Here is a 23,495-nt window from a genome sequence, read left to right on the forward strand (position 1 = left end):
TTTTTTTAGAATACTTCAATCTTTATAAAAATTCCTTTCGAAGCCAGGTTATCCAGGCACTCCTTCATATACTCGTCATCATGCTCCTCATATGCGCCCGCGCCTGCCAGCTCCTTGCCTAGCTCCGTCCTCCAAGGTTCACACTGCTTACCGCGATACAACGGCTGTTCCCATAGTGGATCAACCTTGTATCCTCTGCTTTTCATTTCGTCCATAATGAGCTTATGATAGCGCACCAGCAGCATGGGGTGATAGTCGAACACATAATTCACTGTGGCGTGTGGCTTTCCCCATCCGTTCCCCCGCAGGGCACAACACTCACGATGTTGTCCCAATAGTTGCGGACGAGGCAGTTTGCCAATTAATTGTTCATGCCAAAGCCTCATATTCCCACAACCTTATCTGTAGCTTTTTCTGTATTATTGGATTAGCATACGAATACCTGTCAGCACAATACCGATCAGGAAGCCTGTTACAGCCCCGTTAATACGTATCCACTGCAAATCCTGTCCCAGTTTGTCCTCCATCAGTGCAATCAAGGATTTGTTATCCATTTTGTCTACATTTTCGCGCACCAGATTACCAATCCGGCTATGGTTAGCTTCCACAAGACTAGTTATTCCTTCCACAATCCGTGCATTGATTTTGTCCAGCAACTCCGTATTCCCTCTTAAATCGGCCAGCATCCGATCCAACAGCGGCAAAATGTAGGTTGGCACATAGTCTCCATCTTCCATATAGTTCAATAAGCGGGTACGAAGTTCTTCCATTTTACCGAGTACTAACGCTTCGCCTTCCCAAGCTTCAACAAGGCTATCCTTCCAGCCGTTCAGTCCTTCCTGAACTGTATCCTTTGTTGCCAATCGGGTCACCTGTGTTCTCAGACCGTCGATCACTGCCAGACGGCGCGGATGCTCTTCCCTTTGCAGCTCTGCTACCTGATCCAGCAGGAAATGACGAATCATTTCACCCATGCGCTCTTCGTTCAGATAGCCGAGGAAAGCGTTCAAGGCAAATTGCATCAGCCCGCTTACCTGCAAACCGCTGACAGCCTGCATCCCTAAGGCGCCCAGCGTATAGCCCGTTTCCGGTCTCGAAAGCCAGGCTTCCACCTGCTCCAGCGTGTAATCCAGTGCGCGAATATCATAGCCCTTCTCACTGGATTGGCGAGCAAGAGCCTCCAGTAGCGGTCCGACGTCGATGTCCGTCACCTGTCGCTTGACCTCAGCCACGATAATCGGGGTCAATTCCGTGAGTGGGAGCGACTGAACGAGCCGCTTAGCGAGCATATCTATCGATGCTGCTGCTTCTGGTGTACGCAATCCTTTTTCCACACCATTCAGTACCAGCTCCGCCAAACGAATGTCCGCAATTTTAGAAGCAATACTGTCTTTGTTCAGCAAGTTATTTTCCACTGTGTTCACCAGTGCATTCGTGAGCTTGTCCCTATTTTTGGGGAGAAGCGCCGTATGGGGTATCGGGATACCTAGCGGATGACGGAACAATGCAGTGACAGCAAACCAGTCAGCCAGCCCCCCAACTAGCCCTGCCTCAAAGGCTCCGGCTAACAAACGAGCCCAGCCATATTGCTGGAAAGGCACCGTAGCTGCAAAGCCTGCCCCCAGAATAACGAGCGACCAAGCCGCTGCGGTTTTCGTATTTTTTGATTTTCCCATCCTGTAATCCTCCAAACTGACTATCAAATAAGTAGTGCACTCTACATGTATTACCCATCATATCATTGCCTGTGTAATTTCCAAAGTTGAGAACGCTTTTAATTCAACACATAAGGACATTTTTTGCGTAATTTTTTATGCATATATCTCTCTTATTTACATTCACGTTCGTGAAGCAAATCACAACACTGGGTATAAACTCTCATTTTTAATAATAAGCCTTATGAACCATTTTATCAGAACCAAGTCCTAAATTTCTTAAACCGAAAGGAGAAATGAATGGAAAAGTTGAATGGGCATGTAAGATATTTTTTTCTACACTAATTCTATATTTGACCCCAGAAAGGATTTGAATCCATGATGACCCCAGAATTCTTTCAACAATATTCGACCTTTTATACGTATAATCAGGTTAAGTATCCATGAGAAGCGAGGCTTCAATAAAAGTCACACACATATTTTGATATATAGACATATTTAATGTGATAAAATAAACTTTTATTAAATAGTAAATCATGTTTAATCAGCCATTATATATTGGTAAATCAAACCAAGACAAGCTAGATAAAATTGCTTTTTTGTAAAGGAATTGAATATGACAACAGACAAAAAAAACAATGAGGGCCTCTGGAACGGCGAACCTGTCGTAATTGTGCGCACTCCCTCCGCTTTTGCCAAGCAATCCCTTTTATATATTCAGGAATTAGGATATTTCCAAAAAACCTCTGATTTCACAATAGAAAGGAAAGAGCTCACCTCCTTTTTGCTTGTTTTCACACTATCTGGTAAGGGGGAACTGCTGTACCGGGACAAGAAATATATTTTAAAACCTCATGATTTGTTTTTTATTAATTGCGAGGAATATGTGAAATACAGCACCTCCGATCATGAAGCCTGGGAGTTTATCAGCTTGTACCTGTACGGCAATCTGATCGAGCATTTTTACGAACAATTTGCCAAGCATAGTAAACCGGTAATATCCATACACAATCCGTCTATTATATTGGACAAGCTACATGCTCTAATCTGCGGGCAGTCTGATCGAAGCCTTTCCGGAGAACTGCTAACGTCCAGAATCATTGGTGAAATACTAACGTACATTTTGCAGCATCCTTATGATTATCGGCATGTAAATGATGGAACGCTCAGCGAAGTACGTCGAGTGCAGGATTATTTGGATCAGTCTTATTGTGAGCGAATTACACTGGACTCGCTAGCAGACATGTTCAATTTAAACAAATTTAATCTTGCTAAAAATTTCAAAAAACAAATTGGTTTTTCTCCAATTGATTATCTCATTAATGTTCGGATCACAGCAGCCCAGAGATGGCTTAAAACCAGTGACATGTCCATTGTGGATATCGCGAGGTGTGTTGGAATTCCCAATACAAGCCATTTCATTAATTTATTCAAGGAACACATAGGGGAAACACCTCACTCCTTCCGCAAAAAATGGGGAAGCCGCTCCAAACTGTAAATGGGAGATCATATAAATTCCTTTTGATAGATGATAGACGCATAAGCTATTCAAGCTAATGGCAAAGCTGTCGAAAGACAGTGACGCAAAACTATAGGGCCTTCCTACTCGGATGGCAGCCAGTTACCAGGTGAACGGGCTTTTTATTATGCCTTTTTTTACATAGCTCCATCACAAAATTACTATCTCTCTCGATGAAAAAACCTTGTTCGCTGTGATCAAGGTTTTTTTCTACTGGGATAGTCATGTCTGTCTAGTAGGCTGAATATATTAATTTCAAATAGGAGAATCACTTGGAGCATGAAAAAATAAATCAGGCGGGTCATTCCTGCTCATCCACAGAAATACACCCGCCATGGTTCATATCATGATTCAGTTGAATTCTTTGCAATCAGCTTGAAATCATCAAAGTGGAAGCCTGGTGCAACAACACAGGTTACCAATACAGGCTCATCCCCCAGGGGGCGTGCTGTTTGCCATACTGTTCCCGGTACGAGTGCTTGTGGATGCTGTCCTGCCTCCACATCTGCACCGACGATAATTATTGTTTCTTCGCCAGGCTCTTCTCCGCTTCCACCCAATTTCAACTCTATAGGGCTTCCGCTATGGTACAGCCACAGCTCATCAGAATGGACCACATGCCACTCGGAGAACTCACCCGGATGCAGCAAGAAATACGTAGACGAAGCTGCAAAGCGCGGACCGGAATACACATCCGGCAATACAGGCTTCGGAATTTGAAAATTGGCCTTCCACATCTCTTTGTACCAGCCGCCTTCTGGATGGGGCTCCATGCCCAATGCCGTGACTAGCGGTGAAATAGCTTTCGTCATTGTCTATCCTTCCTTTACCCTAAATTCCTTCTCCCCTACTGTAAAACATAGCGCTGCTTTTGTCACGTTTCTCCCTCTGCATGTCGAGGTTTCATAATTAATGTCAAATTATATAACATTAAATTGTGGATATATATTCGTTTCCATCATATAAATAACAAATAACTAGTAAAAAAACAGTCAAAAACGTATTTTGCGTTAAGTTTACTAACATAAAATCTTGTTTTTTATTGTAAGCTTATAGTATCATGAGAGAAATTTTTAAAATTCTAATAGAACTACATCATGTCAGTCTGTCTGCAAAGCGATGTATCCAAGACAAAAAAAGGGGTGAGCTCTCTGATCCAATTTCGCAATGTCAACAAGCATTACGGTCACTTTCATGTACTTAAAGACATCAATCTTCAGATTAAGGAGGGCGAGGTCGTTGTCATCATCGGTCCCTCCGGCTCAGGTAAAAGCACCCTGCTTCGCTGCATCAATCGTCTGGAAACGATATCTGATGGGGAGCTAATCGTTAACGATGTCCCCGTGCATGACAAAAAGATTGATATTAACGCCTTCCGCCGCAATATCGGGATGGTGTTCCAGCATTTCAATCTGTATCCCCACAAAAAGGTGATTGAGAACATTGTACTGGCACCGATGAAGGTACTGGGCATCCCGAAAGAAGAAGCTATTCAAACTGCCCTCACCTATCTGAAGCGTGTCGGAATTGAAGAAAAGGCACAGAGCTACCCCGCCCAATTGTCCGGTGGACAGCAGCAGCGGGTTGCAATTGCCCGCGGACTTGCAATGAATCCGAAAATTATGCTGTTTGACGAGCCGACTTCAGCTCTGGATCCCGAAACGATCGGAGAGGTGCTGGATGTCATGCGCTCGCTTGCCCATCAAGGCATCACGATGGTCATCGTCACTCATGAAATGGGCTTTGCTCGTGAAGTGGCTGACCGCGTGATTTTTATGGACAAAGGACAGATCTTGGAAGACAGCCAGCCTGCTGAGTTTTTTCAGAATCCGGGTGAAGAACGGGCTCGTTTGTTTCTGAGCCGTCTGATTCATCATTAAACGGACTATTATTAACTGGAATAAAAATTGAAAGGGGATCATTTTGATGAGAAAAAGATTTCAGTGGAGTACTTTGGTGCTGGTTGCATTATCCTGTCTGCTCGTCTTGGCAGGTTGTGGAGGCAAACAAGAAGCAGCAACGTCGGGGAATGAGGCAGCAGCTCCCAACGGGCTGGAAGCCATCAAACAGCGTGGCAAACTGGTCGTTGGGGTGAAGTACGACACCAAGTTATTCGGACTAAAAGATCCGGCTAGCGGGAAAGTCGAGGGCTTTGATGTCGACATCGCCAAGGCTGTTGCCAAGCATATTTTTGGTGATGAAACCAAGCTCGAACTCAAGGAAGTCACATCCAAAACACGAATCACCCTACTGCAAAACGGGGACATCGACGCTATTATCGCCACGATGACCATTTCGGATGAACGCAAAAAACAGGTCGATTTCAGCGATGTCTACTTTAATGCAGGGCAATCCCTGCTCGTGAAAAAAGGAAGCCCGATCACAGGTCTGGAGTCCCTGACTCCCGACACCAAGGTGCTCGCTGTTAAAGGCTCTACCTCTGCAAAAAATATCCGCGAAAAGGCACCCAAAGCAACGATATTGGAATTTGAAAACTATCAGGATGCCTTCAATGCCCTAAAGGCAGGCAAAGGGCAAGCGCTGACGACCGATAACTCTATTCTGCTTGGCATGCAACAGCAAGATCCGAATTATACCCTAGTAGGCGGAAACTTCACAGAGGAACCTTACGGCATTGCAGTGAAAAAGGGGCAAACCGAACTACTGCAAGCCATTAATGATACGATCAAGGAACTGAAAAGCAACGGTGAATACGATAAGCTCCACGAACAATGGTTTGGGGTTAAGCCCGAATAAGGAACTTATGAAGGAGCCGCGAATGCGTGCTCCTTCCTTTCTTAGTTAAGGGAAAAGGAGGTATATCCGTAGATGCTTACTTTTGATATCAACGTACTTTTCGATCATGGTGACCGCTTCAGAGAAGGCTTGCTTCATACCGTTCAAGCTAGTGTCATTGCCTTGATCGGAAGCTTTATTCTGGGGGCTATCATTGCCATCTTCCGAATTGCACCTTTTAAATGGTTAAACTGGGTCGGTACTGTCTATGTAGAGGTCATTCGCAATATTCCATTGCTGATCGTCGTGCTGTTTTTTTATCTCGGTCTGCCCACTTTAGGCATCCCCTTGGACGGCTTTATATCTGGCACCCTTGGGTTGACTGTCTACACAGCTTCTTTTATTGCAGAAGCTATACGTGCTGGCATTCAATCTGTACCTAAAGGACAATTTGAAGCGGCAAGGTCCTCCGGGCTGAATTACAACCAGACGATGATCAGCATTATTTTACCGCAAGCCATTAAAATTGTACTGCCTGCGATCGGCAATCAATTCATCAATTTGGTTAAAAACTCTTCCGTGCTGGCGATTGTGGCTGGACTGGATCTCATGTATTACTCGGATCTCATTAACTCAGATACCTTCCTGCCCATCACAGTCTATGCGATCACGGCACTGCTGTATCTTGTATTGACGGTTCCGCTCAGCTTTCTCGTGCTATATATGGAGCGACGCTTGTCCAAAACATCCTAAGGAGGGAAGCCCGTATGGATTTCGGTGGATTGTTTGTATGGCCTAATGTGCGTTTTATACTGGAGGGCTTCCTGCTCACACTGGAGGTCGCCATTTACGCTATCCTATTCAGCTTCGCTCTCGGTATTGTGTTCGGTATCCTGCGCTATACCCGTATACTCGTCCTTTCACAGGTTGCAGCCTTTATCATTGATCTGATTCGCAACCTGCCCTTATTGCTCATTATTTTCTTCATCGGTATGGTTTTGCCATCCATCGGATTTTCGATTTCCCTCAAATGGGCAGCCATTACAGGACTGTCGATCTTCGAGGGAGCCATGATTGCCGAGATTGTGCGCAGCGGTCTGAATTCGGTCCATAAAGGACAGCTGGAAGCCGCACGTTCCTCCGGTCTAAGCTATTCTCAAACCTTATGGCATATCATTCTGCCCCAAGCGCTCCGTCGCATGGTGCCTCCCATTGTCAGCCAGTTCATTTCCCTATTCAAGGATACTTCACTGGCTGTCATTATCAGTTTGCCGGAGCTGACGCATAACATTCAGATCGTCGGTGGACAAAATCAATCCTTTGTCATTCCTGCTCTGCTGTTCGCCGCTTCCCTGTACTTTGCCGTCAATTACAGTATGTCACTGATTGCACGCAGGCTGGAGGTTCGCACACATTAAAGCTCATGGTACTCATCAGGTTGCCACTAGTTGGAACGCTCTGTTAATTCAGCTTGTATCTGTTCAATCAATCGCTTCATTGCTTCTCCTTGATAACGGTCAGACCGATAAATCAACTCTAGCTGACCTTGGGACACGCCACGCAAAATAGGTACATTGCAAAAATGTGAACGATCCAGTTCTGCTGCAAGGGACTCCGTCTGTATGGTTGCGGCAAGTCCCTCCCGCACCCAGTTCAGGATGGAAGGTATAGAATTTGTCTCCAAGACGGTTGTAAAGGCATACCCGCGATCACGGAAGCACTTTTCAATCAGCCTCCTTCCGGGATGACAATCTGGCTGCATCGCCCAAGGTAGATGCCTCAATTCGTCCAGCATAAGGGAAGAGCGATTAGAAAATACATGATTTACCGGGACAATAAGACAGTAACTCTCTGTGCGAAGTGGAAGCTGGACAAGCCTGTCATCTGTACCCGAGTGTAGCGTGATACCAACGTCCACACGGTTATCCAGCAGCTGTTCTGTTACATCAAAGGATGGACAGATGTGCAAGCTGATTTTAGGAAATGACCGATGGAAATGGGCAAGCATCTCTTGCAATGGCTCTTCCAGTTCCGGTAATGCGATACCAATCCGTAAACTCCCGCGCTGCTCGGTACGCAACTCCTCAATGGAAGCCTTCGCTTGCTGTAATCCCTTGAGCGCATGTGCACTGTGTTGCAACAGCAGTTTCCCGGCATCTGTCATTTTAATTTTCTTGCCTGCACGGTCAAAGAGCGTCATACCCAGTTCCTCTTCCAGCGCCTTAATTTGCAAGCTAAGCGTGGGTTGGGAAATGCCAATCTTTTCCGAAGCCTTCGTAAAATGCAGTTCCTCGCATACGGCTATGAAGTATTGAAGCTGACGTATTTCCGTCTTCCTTCTCTCCCTTCGAGAATCCCCAGAATGATGTCATGAAAAGTTTAAAAGAAGCGCGAGTTCGGAACGTTCCGGTTCGCGCTTCTTCATCAAGTTAAGGCGCTTTTTTAGATTATTGATCTACTTCTGCTTTTTCCGAAGTCAACGAAATATTCGCAAACGCGTCTGCATCGTACTCCTTACCACGGGTAATATCGTAATTGGCTACCCGATGATTCACTGCCTCCAGCGAGTAACGGAATAATGTGGGTACAATAGGAGCCTCCTCGCTCATATACGCCTGCCACTGATTGTATATATCCTTACGGTAATTGTCGTCAAAGGCTTTCACAGACACCCCTTCCTGCAACAGCTTATCATTCTCTTCACTGGTAAAGCGCGAGTAGTTAAAGCTGGCTCCGCGTCCATACAGCCCACTAGGGTTTACATCTGTACCTGTACTCCATGCGCCGCCAAAAATATCAATGCCCGGGTCATCCTTCTGCACACGGTCATAGAAGGAATTGAACTCCAGTAGACGACCGTCCACCAGTTCGACATGAAGCCCGACATCCTTCCAATTTTGCAAATAAAACTTAGCCAGCGATTCGGCCGTCGCATCCCCGCTCATTGCTGCATAATGGAGCACCAGTTCCTTGCCCTTAGGGTCTTCACGGTATCCATCTCCATTGGTATCCACATATCCTGCCTCGTCCAGCAGCTTTTTCGCCTTGTCTGGATCATACGCAATGCCCTTCGCATTCACATCATGGTATCCCTTGAAGGCGGGCGGGATCAGGGATGTCGCAGGAGTCCGAAGCCCATGATAGAGCTGCTTGCCAACCTGCTCATTATTCAGCGCATAGCCAAGGGCCTGACGTAATGACTTGTTCGCCAGCTTGGCGTTCGGGTCCATAATATTTAGATTCTTGGCCTGATCAAATTTGCCCAGCTTAAAGCCTACATAGCTATAAGATAATTCCTCCTGACCGAGAAACTGTACATTTTTCGGATTACTGGCCTCATTGTAACGGGTGGTTGGATAGCTGGCCCAGTCGATTTCTCCGCTTTTTAACGCCTCGGTAATGACATTCGGATTCACCACCTTCAGATGAAGGCCATCCAACTTGGGAGCACCGTGGAAATAATCTTCATTTTTAACGAATTCCACAGATTCACCTGTGACCATAGATTTAATTTTGAACGGTCCATAGCCAATCGGATGTTTACGGACAGGATCAGATCCGGCCATATCCTTTACGGGAATATTTTGAAACACCTTCTTCTCCAGTGGTGTGGACCAAAGTCCCGACTTTACGGAAGGATTAGGTTCCTTGAAATGAATCGTAACCTCTTTCTCATTCAGCACCTCGATGCCTGAAATCGTTTTGGCTTTACCTGCATGATAATCTTCCATACCTACAATGTTGGTCATAAAACTATCATAACGTGGACCTTCATAGTCTTTGTGACCGATCACTTCATAGGAAAAGGCATAGTCCTCTGCCGTTACGGGATTACCGTCCGTCCAGTTCAATTTGGGATCAATTTTGACAGTCACTGCCTTATTGTCTGCGGAAAAGGAAATCGTCGCCGCTCCTTTATCATCAATATTCAGATTGGAATCAATCGAAAACAGGGAAGGGTAGAAAAACTGGAAGACCTCAAAATCCGGATTTCCATCATAAAATACAGGATTCAGAATCCCTTCAAAAGGGGTATCGGATACAAGCGCATAATTGATGATGCCGCCCTTAATGGGGGTTTTATCGTTCTTGACCGCCTTTGCCAGCGCCGTCGTATTCACCTGCTTGCTGTCGGTCCCTGTTCCACCTGTACCGTCAGACGATTTTGCACCATTCGAAGCGGAAGGCGAGCCGCTGCATGCAGCCAAAGAAAGCGCCAAAATAGCAGACAGAACAGGCAGAATTCCTTTTTTCCAGTGTTTAACCATTGTAAACCCCTCCTTGTTGTTGTCCTTATTCCTTGAACTTCGGTTAACCCAATCGTTGTCTGGCGTCCGTGGCACGTTTGAGCGCCTGACCGATAAAATTGATCGCCAGCATTAGCACCAATATCAGCAATGAGGCAGGCAGCCACATCCACCAGCTATTCTGCAATACATCCGGATCATTCGCATAACTCACCAGCGTCCCCAAGCTTGGAGTAGATTCCGGCAAGCCAAAGCCGAGATAGGAAAGCCCGGTTTCAATCCCGATATTTCCAGCAAGATTAAGCGTTAGATTCACAATCACAACTGAACTGAGATTGGGCAGCACACCAAACCATATGATCTTCCAATTGGGTGTGCCCAGGGTTTTGGAAGCCTGGACGTAGTCCAATTCCCGCTCTGACAGTACCTTGGCCCGGATCAGGCGCGCTTTTCCAATCCATAAAAAGGCGGTCATAATAAAAATAAAAGACCCTATGCCGCTTTTGGGCACAATACTGACAAATACAATGACCAGCATCAAAAACGGAAGCACCAGGATAAAATCAATGATCCGCATGATAATGTTATCAACCAGTCCTCCATAAAACCCGGCTAGTAAGCCCAGCGTTAAGCCGATGGCGGCCGATAATAAAGTAATCGTAAAGCCGATGGTAAATGAATTGCGGGCCCCAATGACCAGTTGGCCGAAGATATCCCTGCCCGCTCGGTCCGTACCCAACCAATGCACTGAGCCGGGAGCTTCGCGGATCGCGCCCAGATCGACCGTCGTGACTACATCCTGATTGACAAACAGGACAGAGGCATATATAAAAATCAAGAACAAAGCCACAAATCCAATGGAAATCAAGGCCATTTTGTCACGTACCAGCTCACGACGCAGTACAGACCAGCTAGATGGTGATTTACGAATGATTTCCGGCGAGAAGACTTCCTCCACCTGCATAGACACCATAATCCCTCCTTTTTTCTAGACTTGTTCGCTATTCAATTCGAATGCGGGGATCGACCTTGCTTAGGATGACATCCGATAAAAGGGTTCCTAAGAGTGCCAAGAAACCGGAGATCATGACCAATGCATTCACGACTGAAAAGTCCCGTTGGGTGATGGACTGTAGAAACAACTGACCTAGCCCCGGATAACCAAAAATAGATTCTAGGAAAATGTTGCCCGCAATCACACCCGTCAGGTCATAGCCCAAGAAAGCAGCAATAGGCAATAAAGAGTTTTTGAAAATATGACGGGAATAGATCTTTCCTTCGGGTACCCCCTTGGAACGTGCTGTTTTTACAAAATCCTTCAAACGTGTGTCAATGACCTCATTGCGCAAATACTGGATCGTCGCCGTCGTACTGAGCAATGCGCCCGTAACCGCCGGTAGAATGAGATGATACGACTTATTCACGTAATATGACCATGTCCCCGGCTCCACACCTACATCCACACTGCCGCTGGTTGGAAACCAGCCTAGCCTGAATCCAAACACGTACAGCAGCAACAACGCGAGTATAAATAGGGGTGTTGCAAAGCTGAGATAGGTATATCCCACCACGGTTTTATCCAGCAGACTATGCTGATACCGACCGCTAAGCACTCCCAGCGGAATGGCGATCAGATACGTCAGAACCAGAATCACTACGCCCAGAAAAAACGTGTTTCCCAAACGACTGCCAATCAAATCGGTAACGCTAATTTTATGTACATAAGATTTGCCCAGATCCCCATGAGCAAGCTGGACAAGCCAGTTCCCATATTGCACCCACACCGGGTCATTGAGCCCCAATTTTTGACGCTGTTCTTCCAGTGCAGCCGGATTCAGATTGGGTGTTGAAGTGATGAGCCCTGTCAGGGCATCCCCCGGCATAGCTTTGGCTAGGAAAAATATGAGCACACTTAGTGCAAAAAGTTGAGGGATCATAACCAGTAGCCGGCGCAGTGTAAATTTCCACATATTCTGTACCTCCCTATGGTAGCGCGACTTGATGGGATGGACTTACGGATTTCAGGGCAAACGGCTTTCCGCTTGCATCTAGATGTTTGGGGAGCTCTGACTTGTAAGAGGATAAAAGCATCTGCCTTCTTCGAGCATTTTCCAGCCGCTTCGCAGGATCGATACTGGGAATGGTGGCAATAAGCCGCTGGGTATACAAATGCTGTGGACGCTCATAAATATCTTGCTCGCTCCCCTGTTCCACTAAGCGACCTCGGTACATAATGCCGATTTGGTCGCACATATGGCGGATAATCCCCAGGTCGTGACTAATGAATAAATACGTCAATTTGAACTCCCGCTGCACATCCTTCATAAAATTAAGCACCTGTGCCTGCACAGAAACATCAAGCGCTGATACGGGCTCATCAGCAATAATCAGCTTTGGATTTAAAGTCAGCGCACGCGCAATCCCGATCCGTTGCCGCTGACCCCCGGAAAATTCATGCGGATATTTGTAGGCTGCGTCAGCGTTCAAGCCCACCTTTTCCAGCAGCGTCTGAACTTTTCTCCGCTCTTCCTCATTACTCAGTCGTTCAAAGTTTCGCAGCGGTTCAGCAATGACATCCAATACACGCTTACGTGGGTTCAGCGAAGAATAGGGGTCCTGAAAAATCATCTGAATGTCTCTACGCAGCGGATGCCGGTTATTACGACTCAAAGCCGCAAGATCCTTGCCCTTAAAAAGAATCTGTCCACTCGTCAGCTTATTCAAGCCGATAATTGTCCTTCCTGTCGTCGTTTTTCCGCAGCCGGATTCTCCTACCAGTCCGTAGGTTTGGCCTGCCTCTATGCTGATCGACACACCATCCACTGCTTTTACCTGGTCAACAATGCGCTGGAAAAAACCACCGCGCACCGGATAATAAACCTTCAAATTATTTAGCTCCAGTAGTGCCATGAGCAGCCTCTCCCTTTGTCTCGTCTTCAAAATGAAAATGCTGGTAACATGTACAGCGAACCCAATGGCCGGGGGAAATTTCATTTAATTGAGGATGGTCTTCATGCATTCCCTGCTGAATCCAGGGAATACGCGGAGCAAAACGACAGCTATTACGGGGAATATCTTGCAATGAGGGAACCATGCCACCGATGACATGCAGCGTTTCTCCCTTGGTATGCGATCCCGGCATGGAGGCCAGCAAGGAACGCGTATACGGGTGCAGTGGATGCCGGAATAATTCAAAAACATCAGCGCTTTCGACGATTTCTCCGGCATACATGACCACCACACGGTCAGCTACTTCGGCCACAACGCCAAGATCGTGCGTAATCAGAATAATTCCGCTTCCGGTCTCCTGTTGAAGCTGTTTGAGCAAGTCAAGAATTTGCGATTGAATGGTTACATCGAGCGCAGTCGTCGGCTCATCTGCAATAATAAGAGAGGGACGGCAAGCTATGGCAATCGCGATCATCACACGCTGGCGCATCCCTCCTGAAAGTTCATGCGGATACTGTTCATACACGCGCACAGGATTGGGTATATCTACGCTTTCCAGTAGCTCCAGTACACGCTCCCTTTTTTGCTTCGTCGATAGGGACGTATGATAATCGAGGTTTTCCTCGATCTGCTTACCAATGCTCATTAACGGGTTCAGTGCTGTTAGCGGGTCCTGAAAGATCATGCCAATGCCCGCTCCGCGGATTTTATTCATTTGCGCTGAGGAGAGACGGATCAGATCCGTGCCTTTAAAAAGAACCTCTCCTTCGACACGTGTCCGCTCCATGTCATGCAGTTGTGGGATTGAAAGCGCCAGCGCGCTTTTGCCACAACCGGATTCTCCGACCACAGCCAGCACTTCATTGGGGTTGACCGTCAGATCCAGATGGTCGACAGCGGGGTGATATTGATCGTTAATGCGAAAAGATACGGATAACCCTTTGATCTCCAACACAGGTTCGATATTCAATGCGTGCGCTTCCTCCATTCTCCATGGTCTTGTCCCGCTAATTCTCACCATGTTTGATGTTAAAACCTCCCACAAACATTACATACCTTTTTTGTCGGAATAATTTGAATACATCCTATCACCAGTATATGGATATATCAATTAAGATTATGCTATCAACATCATTTAAAAAATCAATGATCCAGCAGCAGCGCGACCTTCCTGGCACAAAATGTAACTAAATAACCAACCACAGGTTAATTTTTATCACAAAAAAAGCTGTTTGATCCCCTATAGAGGACCAAACAGCTCACTAGCACACAACAACTCACTCTGATTTTTTTACATTTGTTACGAAGCCGCTCCATAGGAGCCCGATTTGAACGTTTTTGGATCATACCATTTGTAGCCTGCTGCTGGAGCAGACCAAGGCTCAGGTTGCGGTTCCGTGGAAGCCGCTGGCTCCTCAAACGGTAGAAGCTTCGTGGGCTGATCCAGCGTTAAGCCTGCCACATCGGATAATTTGGTGTAATCCTGCTTCCATGCAAGCCATTGGACCGTTTGTACCAGGAAGGTGGCATCGTCCACTTCCTTGAAACCATCATACGTCTTCTTCGACTGTCCGTTTTCCTCGCGCACATATTTCGGTGTAGCGTCTTCTACAGGAGAAGAATCACCGATAAATGCTGCCTTGCCTTGACCGACCTTGGAGATTGCCGCAAATGGCCCTTCCGCACGGCCCCCGCCGTTATAGACACCCTGATCTACAGCATTGCCCCATTTTTTCGTACCTGTCGGGATATAGGCAATTCCTTTCGCTTTGGTAGGATCAATAATAGCCAGCGTAGAACCCGCATGCATGGCAATTGAACGTACACCCTTGGTAATGCCAAAAGATTGATCTGCAGCTACAATGTCCGTAGCATTCACGTCGCCAAGCGCATTATAGCGGAAACGAACGCCAAAGTTGGTTGCCAGCCAATCAGAGCTAGTCAATCCTTGCATCGCCGGTGATGCTGCTTCTTCTGCAGTCATGCCTTTTGCCGGATTAGTATAGGCTCCACGACGGTAGCCATTCATAACCTCGGAGGCATCCCAACGGTTTTTGTTGCGGTCCGCATTATAGTGGTCGGAGATGAAGAAGACACTTCCCCCGTTATTCACGTATTGTAGCAAAGCCGCCTGCTCGGAAGCTTTAAATGGAACATTCGCTTCACCGATGATGAACACATCATATTGGCGCAGCTTGTCATAGGTTATGGCTTGTTCCCCAAAAGTAAAAGGAATATAGCGGTTCAATTGGTCCACAGTAAAGCCTACATTACGCAATCCATCAGCAAAATCAGAGAAGGCGCCGTCAATGACCCAATCTGCTGCCCCAGCCGTCTGTGCATGCGTATTATCGAACAGCACTTTTTTACCTTTGCCGTCCGGCAATGTCGTACCGGGCTGACCCGGGTTTCCAGGATTAGGCTCGCCTGGATTACCAGGTTCCCCCGGCTCGCTTCCATTCACCAGTTCCACAGCGCTCGGACTTTTTATTCCGCCAAAATTATTATAGGTGCCAAGCGTACCTGTCACACGAATTTTAATGCCGATCAGCTCAGGATGGCCTGTTAGCCCAAATTGTCCTCTGTACGCTGATGACAGCTGCACATCCAGTAGGTTGGACGTGCTACGTTCATTCGCCTGGTCGGCAATCAGTACGTTAAAATCATTCGCAAACGGGGAAGAAAAATTAGCCGTTTTCGATCCGGTAGCATGTCCAACAATGTAACCTTCCACCGTCACCGTACCTCCACTGCCTTGACGCTGAAGGGCTTCAGCTACTGTCAGTGCTCCCTCTGCTTTGACCTGACCGAATGGAACGAAGATGCCGATCAGCAGCGATACGATCGCCGCCAGATGCAGCATTCCTTTCAAGCGTGAACCTGTGAACCGCAAGCCTTTTACCATACGTCAATATCCCTCCTATAATTCCATAAATGTACTTGTCCTCTATCAGATTAGCTATCAATCTTCTAATTCCTTCCTGGTTTGATCCATAATTATGTAAATTTTAATCTTTTTTATTGGAAACACACCTGTTTATGTAAAAATCGAACCCTGCGATTGACAGCGAGCGCGGCATACATTACGCTAAGGGAGATATGTAGAACGGTATACGCGAATGAAGATGACGGGAGAGTCTGTCCAGAGGCTTACACGCTGGCGGCACCGAAGGAGCAAACTGCCAGCGCCCGGCTGGCGGATAATCTCTCAGGTCCATGTATCGTCATCTGACGCAACTCTGGAGAGAGCGCAAGCCACCCAAGGGGTAAGGCGGTATGGACACCGCACGAAACTCTCAGGTAACGAGGACAGAGATAAGGGAAATTTCCTTATCCTGTCCTTTTTTGTGCTCACATCGTACGTCAGCATCAGGAACCGTCATATCCGCGCAAAGACGCGAAAATACAATATACTATGGTAGTAGAACATACAGGGGGCCACACCATGCGTTTCAAAGATGTATTTTCCATTATCGGTCCGGCCATGACCGGACCCTCCAGCTCACATACCGCCGGTGCGGTGCGGCTTGCACGCGTTGCCCGGCACTGGCTCGGGGCGCAGCCTGACCGCGCCCGCATGACACTGTACGGCTCCTTCGCCGACACGTACAAAGGACACGGTACCGACCTGGCACTCATCGCAGGCCTGCTCAATTACGATACGGACGATCATCGGATTCCCGATGCCGAGCAATGGGCGGAGCAGGCTGGAATGGCCGTAGAATTTGCCGTTAGCGGACTCCCTGCGCCCCATCCAAACACCGTCCGTTTCGAGCTATGGAAAGGCGAGGATCAGCGCACCCTGCTCGGCTCCTCCATCGGAGGCGGCAGTATCCATGTCCAGCAGCTCAACGAATTCCGAGTTAACCTGACCGGAGAACTGCCTACGTTGGTGCTTCTCCACTCGGATAAGCCCGGTACTTTGGGTGCGGTGACTTCAGCGCTAGGCGCTGCTGACATTAACATTGCTTATATGCATGTGGATCGCAAAGGCCGGGATGGTGAAGCACTTACCGCCATTGAAACGGACAGTCCTCCTACGGCTGAACTGATTGCCAAACTGCGTTCTATACCTCATATGTATGAAATTAAAATGATTAATCTGAAAAAAGGAGCTGAATCCGATGCGGTTTAGCCATCTGCATGAAATCAGCGCGATATGCGCTGAGGAATCCACCACGATTGGCCGCCTAATGATTCAAGAACAAATACAAGAGACGAATACAACGGAAGAAGAAATCTTCCGCCAAATGTCTGATTATTATGAAGTCATGAAGGAAGCCGTTCATCGTGGTCAGACGCAAGATACCGTATCCCGCAGCGGATTGACGGGCGGGGACGGCAAGCGTCTGGCCGAGTATCTGCGGACAGGGGAGACCTGCTCCGGCGACGCCTCCGCGCTCGCTATGGCTTATGCACTCTCCGTGTCTGAGGTGAATGCGTCCATGGGACGCATTGTCGCCACACCCACTGCTGGCTCTTGCGGCGTCATCCCTGGCGTGTTCATTAGTGCACAGGAGCGGTTCGGCTGGGATGACGAGCATATGGTGTACGGCTTGTTCGCAGCCGGAGCTATTGGCTACGTCATCGCCAACAATTCTTTCATTTCCGGCGCGGAGGGAGGCTGTCAGGCTGAGATTGGATCAGCCATTGGGATGGCCGCCGGTGCAATGGTCGAGCTGCGCGGCGGCACGCCTGAACAGGCCGTCCACGCTGTAGGCCTAGCGCTCAAGAACACGCTCGGTCTGATTTGCGACCCCGTTGCCGGGCTCGTCGAGATTCCGTGCATCGTGCGCAACGGGCTGGGCGCCGTGACTGCACTTGCCGCAGCGGATATGGCTTTGGCGGGAGTGCGCAGCGCCATTCCGTCTGACGAAGTCATTGACGTAATGCTTGAAGTCGGCAGCGCGATGCCGTCGAAGCACCGCGAGACCGCCAAAGGCGGCTTGGCCCAGACACCGACTGGCAAGCGTTTGACCGAATCCCTTACACGCAACACACTGGCCAAGAAAGATAAGTCGTAGTTTCTAAGCCTTAAACCAACTACTTTTCCTCTATAAAACAAGACGAATATTTCTCCCCTACATTCTCCAAGGGAAAGAGAATTCGCCCTTAAAAATAAAGGAGCAAGCATACGTCTAGGGACGACATGCTTGCTCCTTTTCTTTTCAATCGATTACAGATTACTGGACAGTTACCTGTACCTTCGTCATTTTACCTGCATATTTTACGGTAATTACAGCTTTGCCCTTGCCCTGTGCCTTAATGTTACCGTCTTTGACGGTCGCAACAATAATTCTGGACGAGGACCAGACGGCCGGCTTGGAGACATCCTTCTCCGACTCATCCTTATACGTCGCTGTAGCTGTAACCTTAGCCAGCTGCCCTGCCTTCAAGGTCAAAGCGACTTCGTCCGTTTGCAAATATTTAAGCGTATCAACATCTACAGGCACGCTGATCACTTTCCCGCCGAACTTCGCCTGAATGTTAGCTTTACCATAACTAACTGCGGTAACCTGACCCTTTTTGACAGTGGCGACCCTATAATTGGAGGTTTTCCATTCCGCTTGGGTCGTAACATCCTTTTCTTTACCATCACTGGATTTAACCACAATGGAAATGGTTTTTTGGTCTCCGGATTTGAGGGATAACGCAATGGCATCCGCTTCAATCTTTTGCGCTACGTCTACTTCTACCGTAAACGTAATGGTTTGCTTGCCATAGGAAGCCGTGACCGTTGCCTTACCGTTGGCATTCGCTTTAATCAAACCTTCGCTAACTTCAACGACCTTGACGTTGCTAGTAGACCAGGTGGCATCCTTGGTTACATCTGTTTTTGTACCGCCACTCTTAACGCCAGTTACTTTCAGTTGCTTTGTTTCCTGAGCACCGAGCACAATGACACGCGAATCGGTTTCCAGACGGTCTACAAGGCCTACTTGCACGTTAATCGTCAGTTTTTTGCCATTGTAGGTCGCTGTAATCACTGCTTTACCAGTCGCTTTACCCGTAATCGTTCCCTTGGACACAGAAGCAATATCTTCCGCACTTGAAGTCCATTCTGCATCCTTTGTAACATCTTCCTTACGCCCGTCCGCATAAGTAGCCGTCAGAGTCGCAGTATAATCCTCATTAATATCTATTGTTGCCGCTTTAGAGGACAAAGATAGATCACCAGGTACGTTTACGGATACGGTAGCTGTGGCTGTTTTGCCGCCATAAGAAGCTGTGATCGTTGCCTCACCTGTTTTATAACCTGTGACTTCTCCCCCGCTGACAAAAGCAACATCTTCATTACTGGACTTCCACTCTGCTTTACTTGTGATATCTTCTTCCGTCCCTGTTACATAGGTTGCGGTCAGCTTGAGCTTTTTGGATTCCTTAGCATTCAAGCTCAGCTTGTCCTCGCTTAAATCCAGAAATCTAGAGGTTTCGACATCTGCTTTAATGGAAACGGACTTATCTCCATACTTAGCGTTCACCGTAGCCGAACCCGCTCCAATGGCCATAATCGTTCCTTTATTCACTGTTGCAATTTTTTCATCGCTTGATGTCCAAGTAGCTTTATCTGTGATATCTGTTACCGTTCCATCCGGGTACACAGCAGATACCTGTATTTTCTTAGATTCATCCAAACGGAGAAAAATATTAGTTTCGCTGGCTTTCAGCTTATTCGTCTGATCCACATCCACCGCAATCGTAGCCGACATCGTGCCATATTTACCTGTAATTGTCGCCTTCCCTGTGCTATAGCCGGTAATAGTGCCTTTCAGAACATCTGCCACGGCTGTATTGCTGGAGCTCCATTCGGCAGACTCTGTAACATCCTGAGTCGATCCATCCGGGAACGTGGCTGTTAATTTAACCTTCTCCGTATCCTTTAACAAAAGAGAAACCTCTGATGTACTGGCATCCAGCCGTTTAACCTGCTCCACCTGTACAGCAATCGTTACGTTCTGTTGTCCATATACAGCCTTAATATTAGCTGAACCTGCTCCCCGAGCAGTAACTAATCCGTTGACTACAGTCGCTACCTTCTGATTATCCGAAGTCCAGGCCGCATCACCAGAAACCTGAGCTGTTGTATTATCACTGTAGGTCGCTGTCAGATCAATCTGTCCTGTACCGCTTGAACGCAGGCTCAGGCTTTGTACACTGGATGTCAGCGCCTTAACCTTTTTCGTTACATGTACCTGAACGGATTGTACCTTCTCCTTATAGGTCGCAATCACAGTAGCTTCCCCTTCAGCTTTGGCTGAAACTGTACCATTGTACACCGTAGCAATAGATGTATTATCACTTTTCCAATCTGTGCTTACAGTTACATTTGAGGTTGTCCCATCGCTATAAACAGCCGTTGCCGTCAACGCAGCTGTATCCCCCTGTTGCAAAGTTACCTCGTTAGACGAAAGGACAATCTTGGAAAGCACCGCTTCTGCTGCAGATGCAAACCCTGCATATGATGTAAAACTTGAAATCAGGATGACCAACGCCAGAAAACCGGACCATCTTTTCTTCAAAATCTAATTCCCTCCTATTTTCAAAGCTAAAAATTAAGGATTTGGCAAAATCCCTACACCTACGTTTTATGTCGTCATATGGAAAAGAATAGTTTAGACTTTAGAGAAAATTTGGTCCTTATTAACTAGAATCGGAACATTTACAGACAGCTATAAGCTGCTGCACGAATTCTCAGATGGTGGTACTCTTCCATATTGGGATCAAGCTGATGCATATAAACGACGGAGAACTGCTCGCTCGGATCTATAGAAACCCAGGTGCCCGCCATTCCCGACCAACCAAATTCCCCAATTGAGCTGTTGGCATGCCCAGCCGCTTTATCCATTAACGTGCGTACACCAAGTCCATAACCATAACCTGTATGGTATGAATTGGTGAAATCCGATAACTGGGCTGTATCCAAATGATTTGTACGCATTAAATCAATGGTTTTTCTCCCCAATAACTTTACTCCGTTTACCGTGCCGCCATTTGACATCATTTGTGAAAATGTAAGGTAATCTGTGACTGTCGAATATAAACCTGCGCCTCCACCTTCATATATAGCATCTGACTGATGATATTCATCCAAAAAACCCTCTATTTTCTCAAGTTTTCCGGTGTCTGTCCGTTGATACATGGAAGCCATCCGCGATTCAATATCTCCACGATAGCGGTAGCCTGTGTTGTTCATTTCAAGTGGATCAAATATTTCATCCTTCAAAAATTGCCCTACTGATTTACCCGAAATCACTTCAATAAGACCCGCAACAAGATCGTGCCCATATCCATATAACCATCGTGTTCCCGGTTCAAATGCAAGCGGAACTCCAGAAAGCGCTTTAATTTCTGTGCACAGGTCATACTTCCCCTGCTTTTCTTTTATTCCTGCAATGGCCTTCTGCATAGCTTTTCCTGTTTCTGAAGACTCGGAAGCGTAAGGAAGACCTATACTCATATTGAATATATGCTTAATTAAAATGGTTTTTTCTGCCTTATCCACGTAGGTGTATCCGTTAGGAGCGGTTTTGAATACATGCGCATTACGAAATTCGGGAAGATATTCATATAAAGGCTCATTCAACAAAAATTGCCCACGTTCGTACAGCATAAGTGCAGCCGCACAGACAACGACCTTTGTCATGGAAAACAAGCGATACACTGTATCCTCAGTGATTGGTCTTTGGGCTTCCAGATCAGCATATCCATGATACCCTTCATACAACACTTTGCCATTCTGGGCAATGGCACAACCGCAACCTGCCGGCCCATTTGCTACGAAATGCTTCAATAGCTGATCTACCTTGTCAAAACGAGACATATTCATCCCTCCTATTTTTCCTTCAAAAGAAACAAGCTTCCCCTCGCGCTCTAATTTCTTGTTCCAACAAACTCAGCACGATTCCTTGTAAGCGCTTATTCCACGCATTTATTTTAACGGTAAACTTGGTAAATACATAGATTATTTATCATAATCAGATGGCTTTACATTAACAGTTCAGCCACCGTTTCCTTCCAGCGATGGATCACCGATTCCGGTTCCTTGAGACGAACCGTGACACCTGTCAAAATATCCGCATATTGAGCTGAATCTTCTCTGGCTGCAAAAACATGAGCCGCAAATCGCTCACGTACATGCTTGGCCCCGGGCAAAGCAGGCAGATGTTCCAGCGACAATCGCACATAATGCGCCTTTCCCCCGGTAAACACGGCAAGTGTCGCCTTCCCGGTACGGATCATGTTACCCGTCGTAGTCGTACCCGGCCATAGTGCCAGACGCAAATTCCCCTCGTCCAGCGCTACAACCTCGCCCACACTAATCATCGCTATGTGCGGCCACTGATCCTCTGTGACCGTCAGCAGCATCATGGCTTCATGCTGCTTATCCTCCAATACCTTGCCGTCCAGCAGCGTGAACAGATCCTTACTAATCCTTGGTATCTGCATGATGTATAATCCCCTTTACATTTGGCTTATAACTTCAAAGTTACCATAATTCACGGCTGCTTACGAACGACCCTATATCCGCTCTGGAATAGGAGGAACATGAGCAGCATTCGGAATATCTTGGGGGTTTACCTTGAACGCCGATTTATACTTTGCTGGATCAGTAATGCTATCCGGTTCTGAGGTTCGCCATGTGAACAGGCATACAGGGCACAACAAAACCTCCCAGGCACCTTTAACCGGCGAATGGGAAACGACTTCTGAACGATTGGACTCACAACGGGGACAAATATGCATCTGTCAGCACTCCTTTAATCTTTCTTTGTTTTTAAAAATATTTAGCGAAGCATTTGGCTTAACTTTTTCTCCCATTCCGCTACACCCAGCGGGGAATCGAGTGGCTGCGAGTAATGGCCTCTAATATCCGGTGCTACAGGTGTCGTCGCATCCAGTATCATTTTGTGCGTCATACCTGCCGGATCAGAGCCAGGGTCAAGCGGTAAAATAGACAAGCCAGGAACAATCACAGCATCATGCTTCGGATGCAGTTTGGTGGATAAAGCCCACATGACCTGTGGCAGATTGAACGGATCGACCTCCTCATCCACCACAATCACCAGCTTGCAATACCCCAATCCATGCGGAGTCGTTAACGCACGCATTCCCACAGCCTTCGCAAAGCCGCCATACCGGGTTTTCGTGGAAATAATAGCGACCAGCCCATGCGTATACATGGCATTAACAGCTACGATTTCATTAGGAAAAGCATCCTTAAGCTGCTGAAACAACGGCACACTTGTATTCACACCGATCATATAATCCGTTTCCGTCCAAGGCATCCCGATGTACAGATGCTCAAAGATAGGCTGTTTGCGGTGATATACACGATTAATCTGAATGACTGGCATCGCGCGACCGCCGGAATAGTGACCTGTGAATTCA

General features: G+C 47.2%; 22 protein-coding genes and 2 riboswitches. Of the genes, 7 read left to right on the plus strand and 15 right to left on the minus strand.

Annotated elements, in window-relative coordinates; translation table 11 throughout:
• Positions 1–5: 5 nt before the first annotated feature.
• On the minus strand, positions 6–386 hold the full coding sequence (locus tag AC5V8P_RS02500) for a TIGR02328 family protein (RefSeq protein ID WP_063212359.1): 381 nt from the start codon (positions 384–386) through the stop codon (positions 6–8).
• A 33-nt stretch (positions 387–419) separates the two neighbouring features.
• Positions 420–1,676: a DUF445 domain-containing protein gene (locus AC5V8P_RS02505; protein WP_063212360.1), complete on the minus strand. Its 1,257-nt coding sequence runs from the start codon at positions 1,674–1,676 to the stop codon at positions 420–422.
• A 595-nt stretch (positions 1,677–2,271) separates the two neighbouring features.
• Here AC5V8P_RS02505 and AC5V8P_RS02510 point away from each other — a divergent pair.
• Entirely contained in the window at positions 2,272–3,153 is an 882-nt protein-coding gene (locus AC5V8P_RS02510; RefSeq protein ID WP_063212361.1) for an AraC family transcriptional regulator, read from the plus strand.
• A gap of 50 nt (positions 3,154–3,203) precedes the next feature.
• A riboswitch (cyclic di-GMP riboswitch) is annotated at positions 3,204–3,284 on the plus strand.
• A gap of 234 nt (positions 3,285–3,518) precedes the next feature.
• Here the strand turns inward: AC5V8P_RS02510 and AC5V8P_RS02515 are convergent.
• Positions 3,519–3,986, minus strand: a complete 468-nt coding sequence (locus AC5V8P_RS02515) for a cupin domain-containing protein (RefSeq protein WP_063212362.1) — start codon at positions 3,984–3,986, stop codon at positions 3,519–3,521.
• Between the two features lie 285 nt (positions 3,987–4,271).
• Between AC5V8P_RS02515 and AC5V8P_RS02520 the strand changes: the two genes are divergently transcribed.
• The 4 genes from AC5V8P_RS02520 (at position 4,272) to AC5V8P_RS02535 (ending at position 7,328) form a co-directional block, all read left to right on the plus strand.
• On the plus strand, positions 4,272–5,054 hold the full coding sequence (locus AC5V8P_RS02520; RefSeq protein WP_063212363.1) for an amino acid ABC transporter ATP-binding protein: 783 nt from the start codon (positions 4,272–4,274) through the stop codon (positions 5,052–5,054).
• Between the two features lie 46 nt (positions 5,055–5,100).
• Positions 5,101–5,931 carry a transporter substrate-binding domain-containing protein gene (locus AC5V8P_RS02525; protein ID WP_063212364.1) on the plus strand — a complete coding sequence of 277 codons (831 nt, stop codon included), beginning with the start codon at positions 5,101–5,103 and terminating at the stop codon, positions 5,929–5,931.
• 72 nt (positions 5,932–6,003) lie between these two features.
• Positions 6,004–6,663: an amino acid ABC transporter permease gene (locus AC5V8P_RS02530; protein ID WP_063212365.1), complete on the plus strand. Its 660-nt coding sequence runs from the start codon at positions 6,004–6,006 to the stop codon at positions 6,661–6,663.
• Positions 6,664–6,677: 14 nt separating this feature from the next.
• On the plus strand, positions 6,678–7,328 hold the full coding sequence (locus AC5V8P_RS02535) for an amino acid ABC transporter permease (RefSeq protein ID WP_064796890.1): 651 nt from the start codon (positions 6,678–6,680) through the stop codon (positions 7,326–7,328).
• A gap of 26 nt (positions 7,329–7,354) precedes the next feature.
• Here AC5V8P_RS02535 and AC5V8P_RS02540 read toward each other — a convergent pair whose 3' ends face one another.
• The 7 genes from AC5V8P_RS02540 to AC5V8P_RS02570 form a co-directional block, all read right to left on the minus strand.
• Positions 7,355–8,236, minus strand: a complete 882-nt coding sequence (locus AC5V8P_RS02540; RefSeq protein WP_495473550.1) for a LysR family transcriptional regulator — start codon at positions 8,234–8,236, stop codon at positions 7,355–7,357.
• Positions 8,237–8,357: 121 nt separating this feature from the next.
• On the minus strand, positions 8,358–10,178 hold the full coding sequence (gene opp4A / locus AC5V8P_RS02545) for an oligopeptide ABC transporter substrate-binding protein (RefSeq protein WP_064796888.1): 1,821 nt from the start codon (positions 10,176–10,178) through the stop codon (positions 8,358–8,360).
• A gap of 43 nt (positions 10,179–10,221) precedes the next feature.
• Positions 10,222–11,121, minus strand: coding sequence for an ABC transporter permease (locus AC5V8P_RS02550; protein ID WP_419866084.1), 900 nt, complete (start codon positions 11,119–11,121; stop codon positions 10,222–10,224).
• 37 nt (positions 11,122–11,158) lie between these two features.
• The gene (gene opp4B, locus AC5V8P_RS02555; protein WP_061831945.1) at positions 11,159–12,127 is read right to left on the minus strand and encodes an oligopeptide ABC transporter permease; all 969 of its coding nucleotides are present in this window, start codon (positions 12,125–12,127) and stop codon (positions 11,159–11,161) included.
• A 13-nt stretch (positions 12,128–12,140) separates the two neighbouring features.
• Positions 12,141–13,067, minus strand: a complete 927-nt coding sequence (locus AC5V8P_RS02560) for an ABC transporter ATP-binding protein (protein ID WP_064796887.1) — start codon at positions 13,065–13,067, stop codon at positions 12,141–12,143.
• Positions 13,045–14,076 carry an ABC transporter ATP-binding protein gene (locus AC5V8P_RS02565; protein ID WP_081276809.1) on the minus strand — a complete coding sequence of 344 codons (1,032 nt, stop codon included), beginning with the start codon at positions 14,074–14,076 and terminating at the stop codon, positions 13,045–13,047. Before AC5V8P_RS02565 ends, AC5V8P_RS02560 begins: the two co-directional genes overlap by 23 nt.
• Before the next feature lie 330 nt (positions 14,077–14,406).
• A complete protein-coding gene (locus AC5V8P_RS02570; RefSeq protein ID WP_064796886.1) occupies positions 14,407–16,011 on the minus strand; it encodes a DUF6359 domain-containing protein in 1,605 nt (534 codons plus the stop codon).
• A 214-nt stretch (positions 16,012–16,225) separates the two neighbouring features.
• Positions 16,226–16,340, plus strand: a riboswitch (glycine riboswitch).
• Positions 16,341–16,551: 211 nt separating this feature from the next.
• Between AC5V8P_RS02570 and sdaAB the strand changes: the two genes are divergently transcribed.
• Positions 16,552–17,241: an L-serine ammonia-lyase, iron-sulfur-dependent subunit beta gene (gene sdaAB / locus AC5V8P_RS02575; protein WP_064796885.1), complete on the plus strand. Its 690-nt coding sequence runs from the start codon at positions 16,552–16,554 to the stop codon at positions 17,239–17,241.
• Positions 17,231–18,130: an L-serine ammonia-lyase, iron-sulfur-dependent, subunit alpha gene (gene sdaAA / locus AC5V8P_RS02580; protein ID WP_064796884.1), complete on the plus strand. Its 900-nt coding sequence runs from the start codon at positions 17,231–17,233 to the stop codon at positions 18,128–18,130. Before sdaAB ends, sdaAA begins: the two co-directional genes overlap by 11 nt.
• Before the next feature lie 159 nt (positions 18,131–18,289).
• On the opposite strand, the gene AC5V8P_RS02585 is transcribed toward sdaAA, so the two are convergent.
• The 5 genes from AC5V8P_RS02585 to AC5V8P_RS02605 all read right to left on the minus strand — a co-directional run.
• Positions 18,290–20,626, minus strand: a complete 2,337-nt coding sequence (locus AC5V8P_RS02585; RefSeq protein WP_064796883.1) for an Ig-like domain-containing protein — start codon at positions 20,624–20,626, stop codon at positions 18,290–18,292.
• 140 nt (positions 20,627–20,766) lie between these two features.
• A complete protein-coding gene (locus tag AC5V8P_RS02590; protein ID WP_063212376.1) occupies positions 20,767–21,927 on the minus strand; it encodes a serine hydrolase domain-containing protein in 1,161 nt (386 codons plus the stop codon).
• Between the two features lie 164 nt (positions 21,928–22,091).
• Positions 22,092–22,553: a pyridoxamine 5'-phosphate oxidase family protein gene (locus tag AC5V8P_RS02595; RefSeq protein WP_064796882.1), complete on the minus strand. Its 462-nt coding sequence runs from the start codon at positions 22,551–22,553 to the stop codon at positions 22,092–22,094.
• 72 nt (positions 22,554–22,625) lie between these two features.
• Positions 22,626–22,850 (minus strand): non-oxidative hydroxyarylic acid decarboxylases subunit D, encoded by a 225-nt coding sequence (locus AC5V8P_RS02600; RefSeq protein ID WP_013308425.1) that lies wholly within the window; start codon positions 22,848–22,850, stop codon positions 22,626–22,628.
• Positions 22,851–22,891: 41 nt separating this feature from the next.
• On the minus strand, positions 22,892–23,495 hold a 604-nt coding region (locus AC5V8P_RS02605), incomplete at its 5' end, for a UbiD family decarboxylase domain-containing protein (protein ID WP_495473549.1).

Source organism: Paenibacillus sp. N119s, from assembly GCF_059447605.1.

Coding starts and splice junctions, on each gene's coding strand:
- AC5V8P_RS02500 (WP_063212359.1), bottom strand. CDS start 386: ATGAGGCTTTGGCATGAACAATTAATTGGCAAACTGCCTCGTCCGCAA.
- AC5V8P_RS02505 (WP_063212360.1), bottom strand. CDS start 1,676: ATGGGAAAATCAAAAAATACGAAAACCGCAGCGGCTTGGTCGCTCGTT.
- AC5V8P_RS02510 (WP_063212361.1), top strand. CDS start 2,272: ATGACAACAGACAAAAAAAACAATGAGGGCCTCTGGAACGGCGAACCT.
- AC5V8P_RS02515 (WP_063212362.1), bottom strand. CDS start 3,986: ATGACGAAAGCTATTTCACCGCTAGTCACGGCATTGGGCATGGAGCCC.
- AC5V8P_RS02520 (WP_063212363.1), top strand. CDS start 4,272: ATGTCAGTCTGTCTGCAAAGCGATGTATCCAAGACAAAAAAAGGGGTG.
- AC5V8P_RS02525 (WP_063212364.1), top strand. CDS start 5,101: ATGAGAAAAAGATTTCAGTGGAGTACTTTGGTGCTGGTTGCATTATCC.
- AC5V8P_RS02530 (WP_063212365.1), top strand. CDS start 6,004: ATGCTTACTTTTGATATCAACGTACTTTTCGATCATGGTGACCGCTTC.
- AC5V8P_RS02535 (WP_064796890.1), top strand. CDS start 6,678: ATGGATTTCGGTGGATTGTTTGTATGGCCTAATGTGCGTTTTATACTG.
- opp4A (WP_064796888.1), bottom strand. CDS start 10,178: ATGGTTAAACACTGGAAAAAAGGAATTCTGCCTGTTCTGTCTGCTATT.
- AC5V8P_RS02550 (WP_419866084.1), bottom strand. CDS start 11,121: ATGCAGGTGGAGGAAGTCTTCTCGCCGGAAATCATTCGTAAATCACCA.
- opp4B (WP_061831945.1), bottom strand. CDS start 12,127: ATGTGGAAATTTACACTGCGCCGGCTACTGGTTATGATCCCTCAACTT.
- AC5V8P_RS02560 (WP_064796887.1), bottom strand. CDS start 13,067: ATGGCACTACTGGAGCTAAATAATTTGAAGGTTTATTATCCGGTGCGC.
- AC5V8P_RS02570 (WP_064796886.1), bottom strand. CDS start 16,011: ATGGTAAAAGGCTTGCGGTTCACAGGTTCACGCTTGAAAGGAATGCTG.
- sdaAB (WP_064796885.1), top strand. CDS start 16,552: ATGCGTTTCAAAGATGTATTTTCCATTATCGGTCCGGCCATGACCGGA.
- sdaAA (WP_064796884.1), top strand. CDS start 17,231: ATGCGGTTTAGCCATCTGCATGAAATCAGCGCGATATGCGCTGAGGAA.
- AC5V8P_RS02590 (WP_063212376.1), bottom strand. CDS start 21,927: ATGTCTCGTTTTGACAAGGTAGATCAGCTATTGAAGCATTTCGTAGCA.
- AC5V8P_RS02595 (WP_064796882.1), bottom strand. CDS start 22,553: ATGCAGATACCAAGGATTAGTAAGGATCTGTTCACGCTGCTGGACGGC.
- AC5V8P_RS02600 (WP_013308425.1), bottom strand. CDS start 22,850: ATGCATATTTGTCCCCGTTGTGAGTCCAATCGTTCAGAAGTCGTTTCC.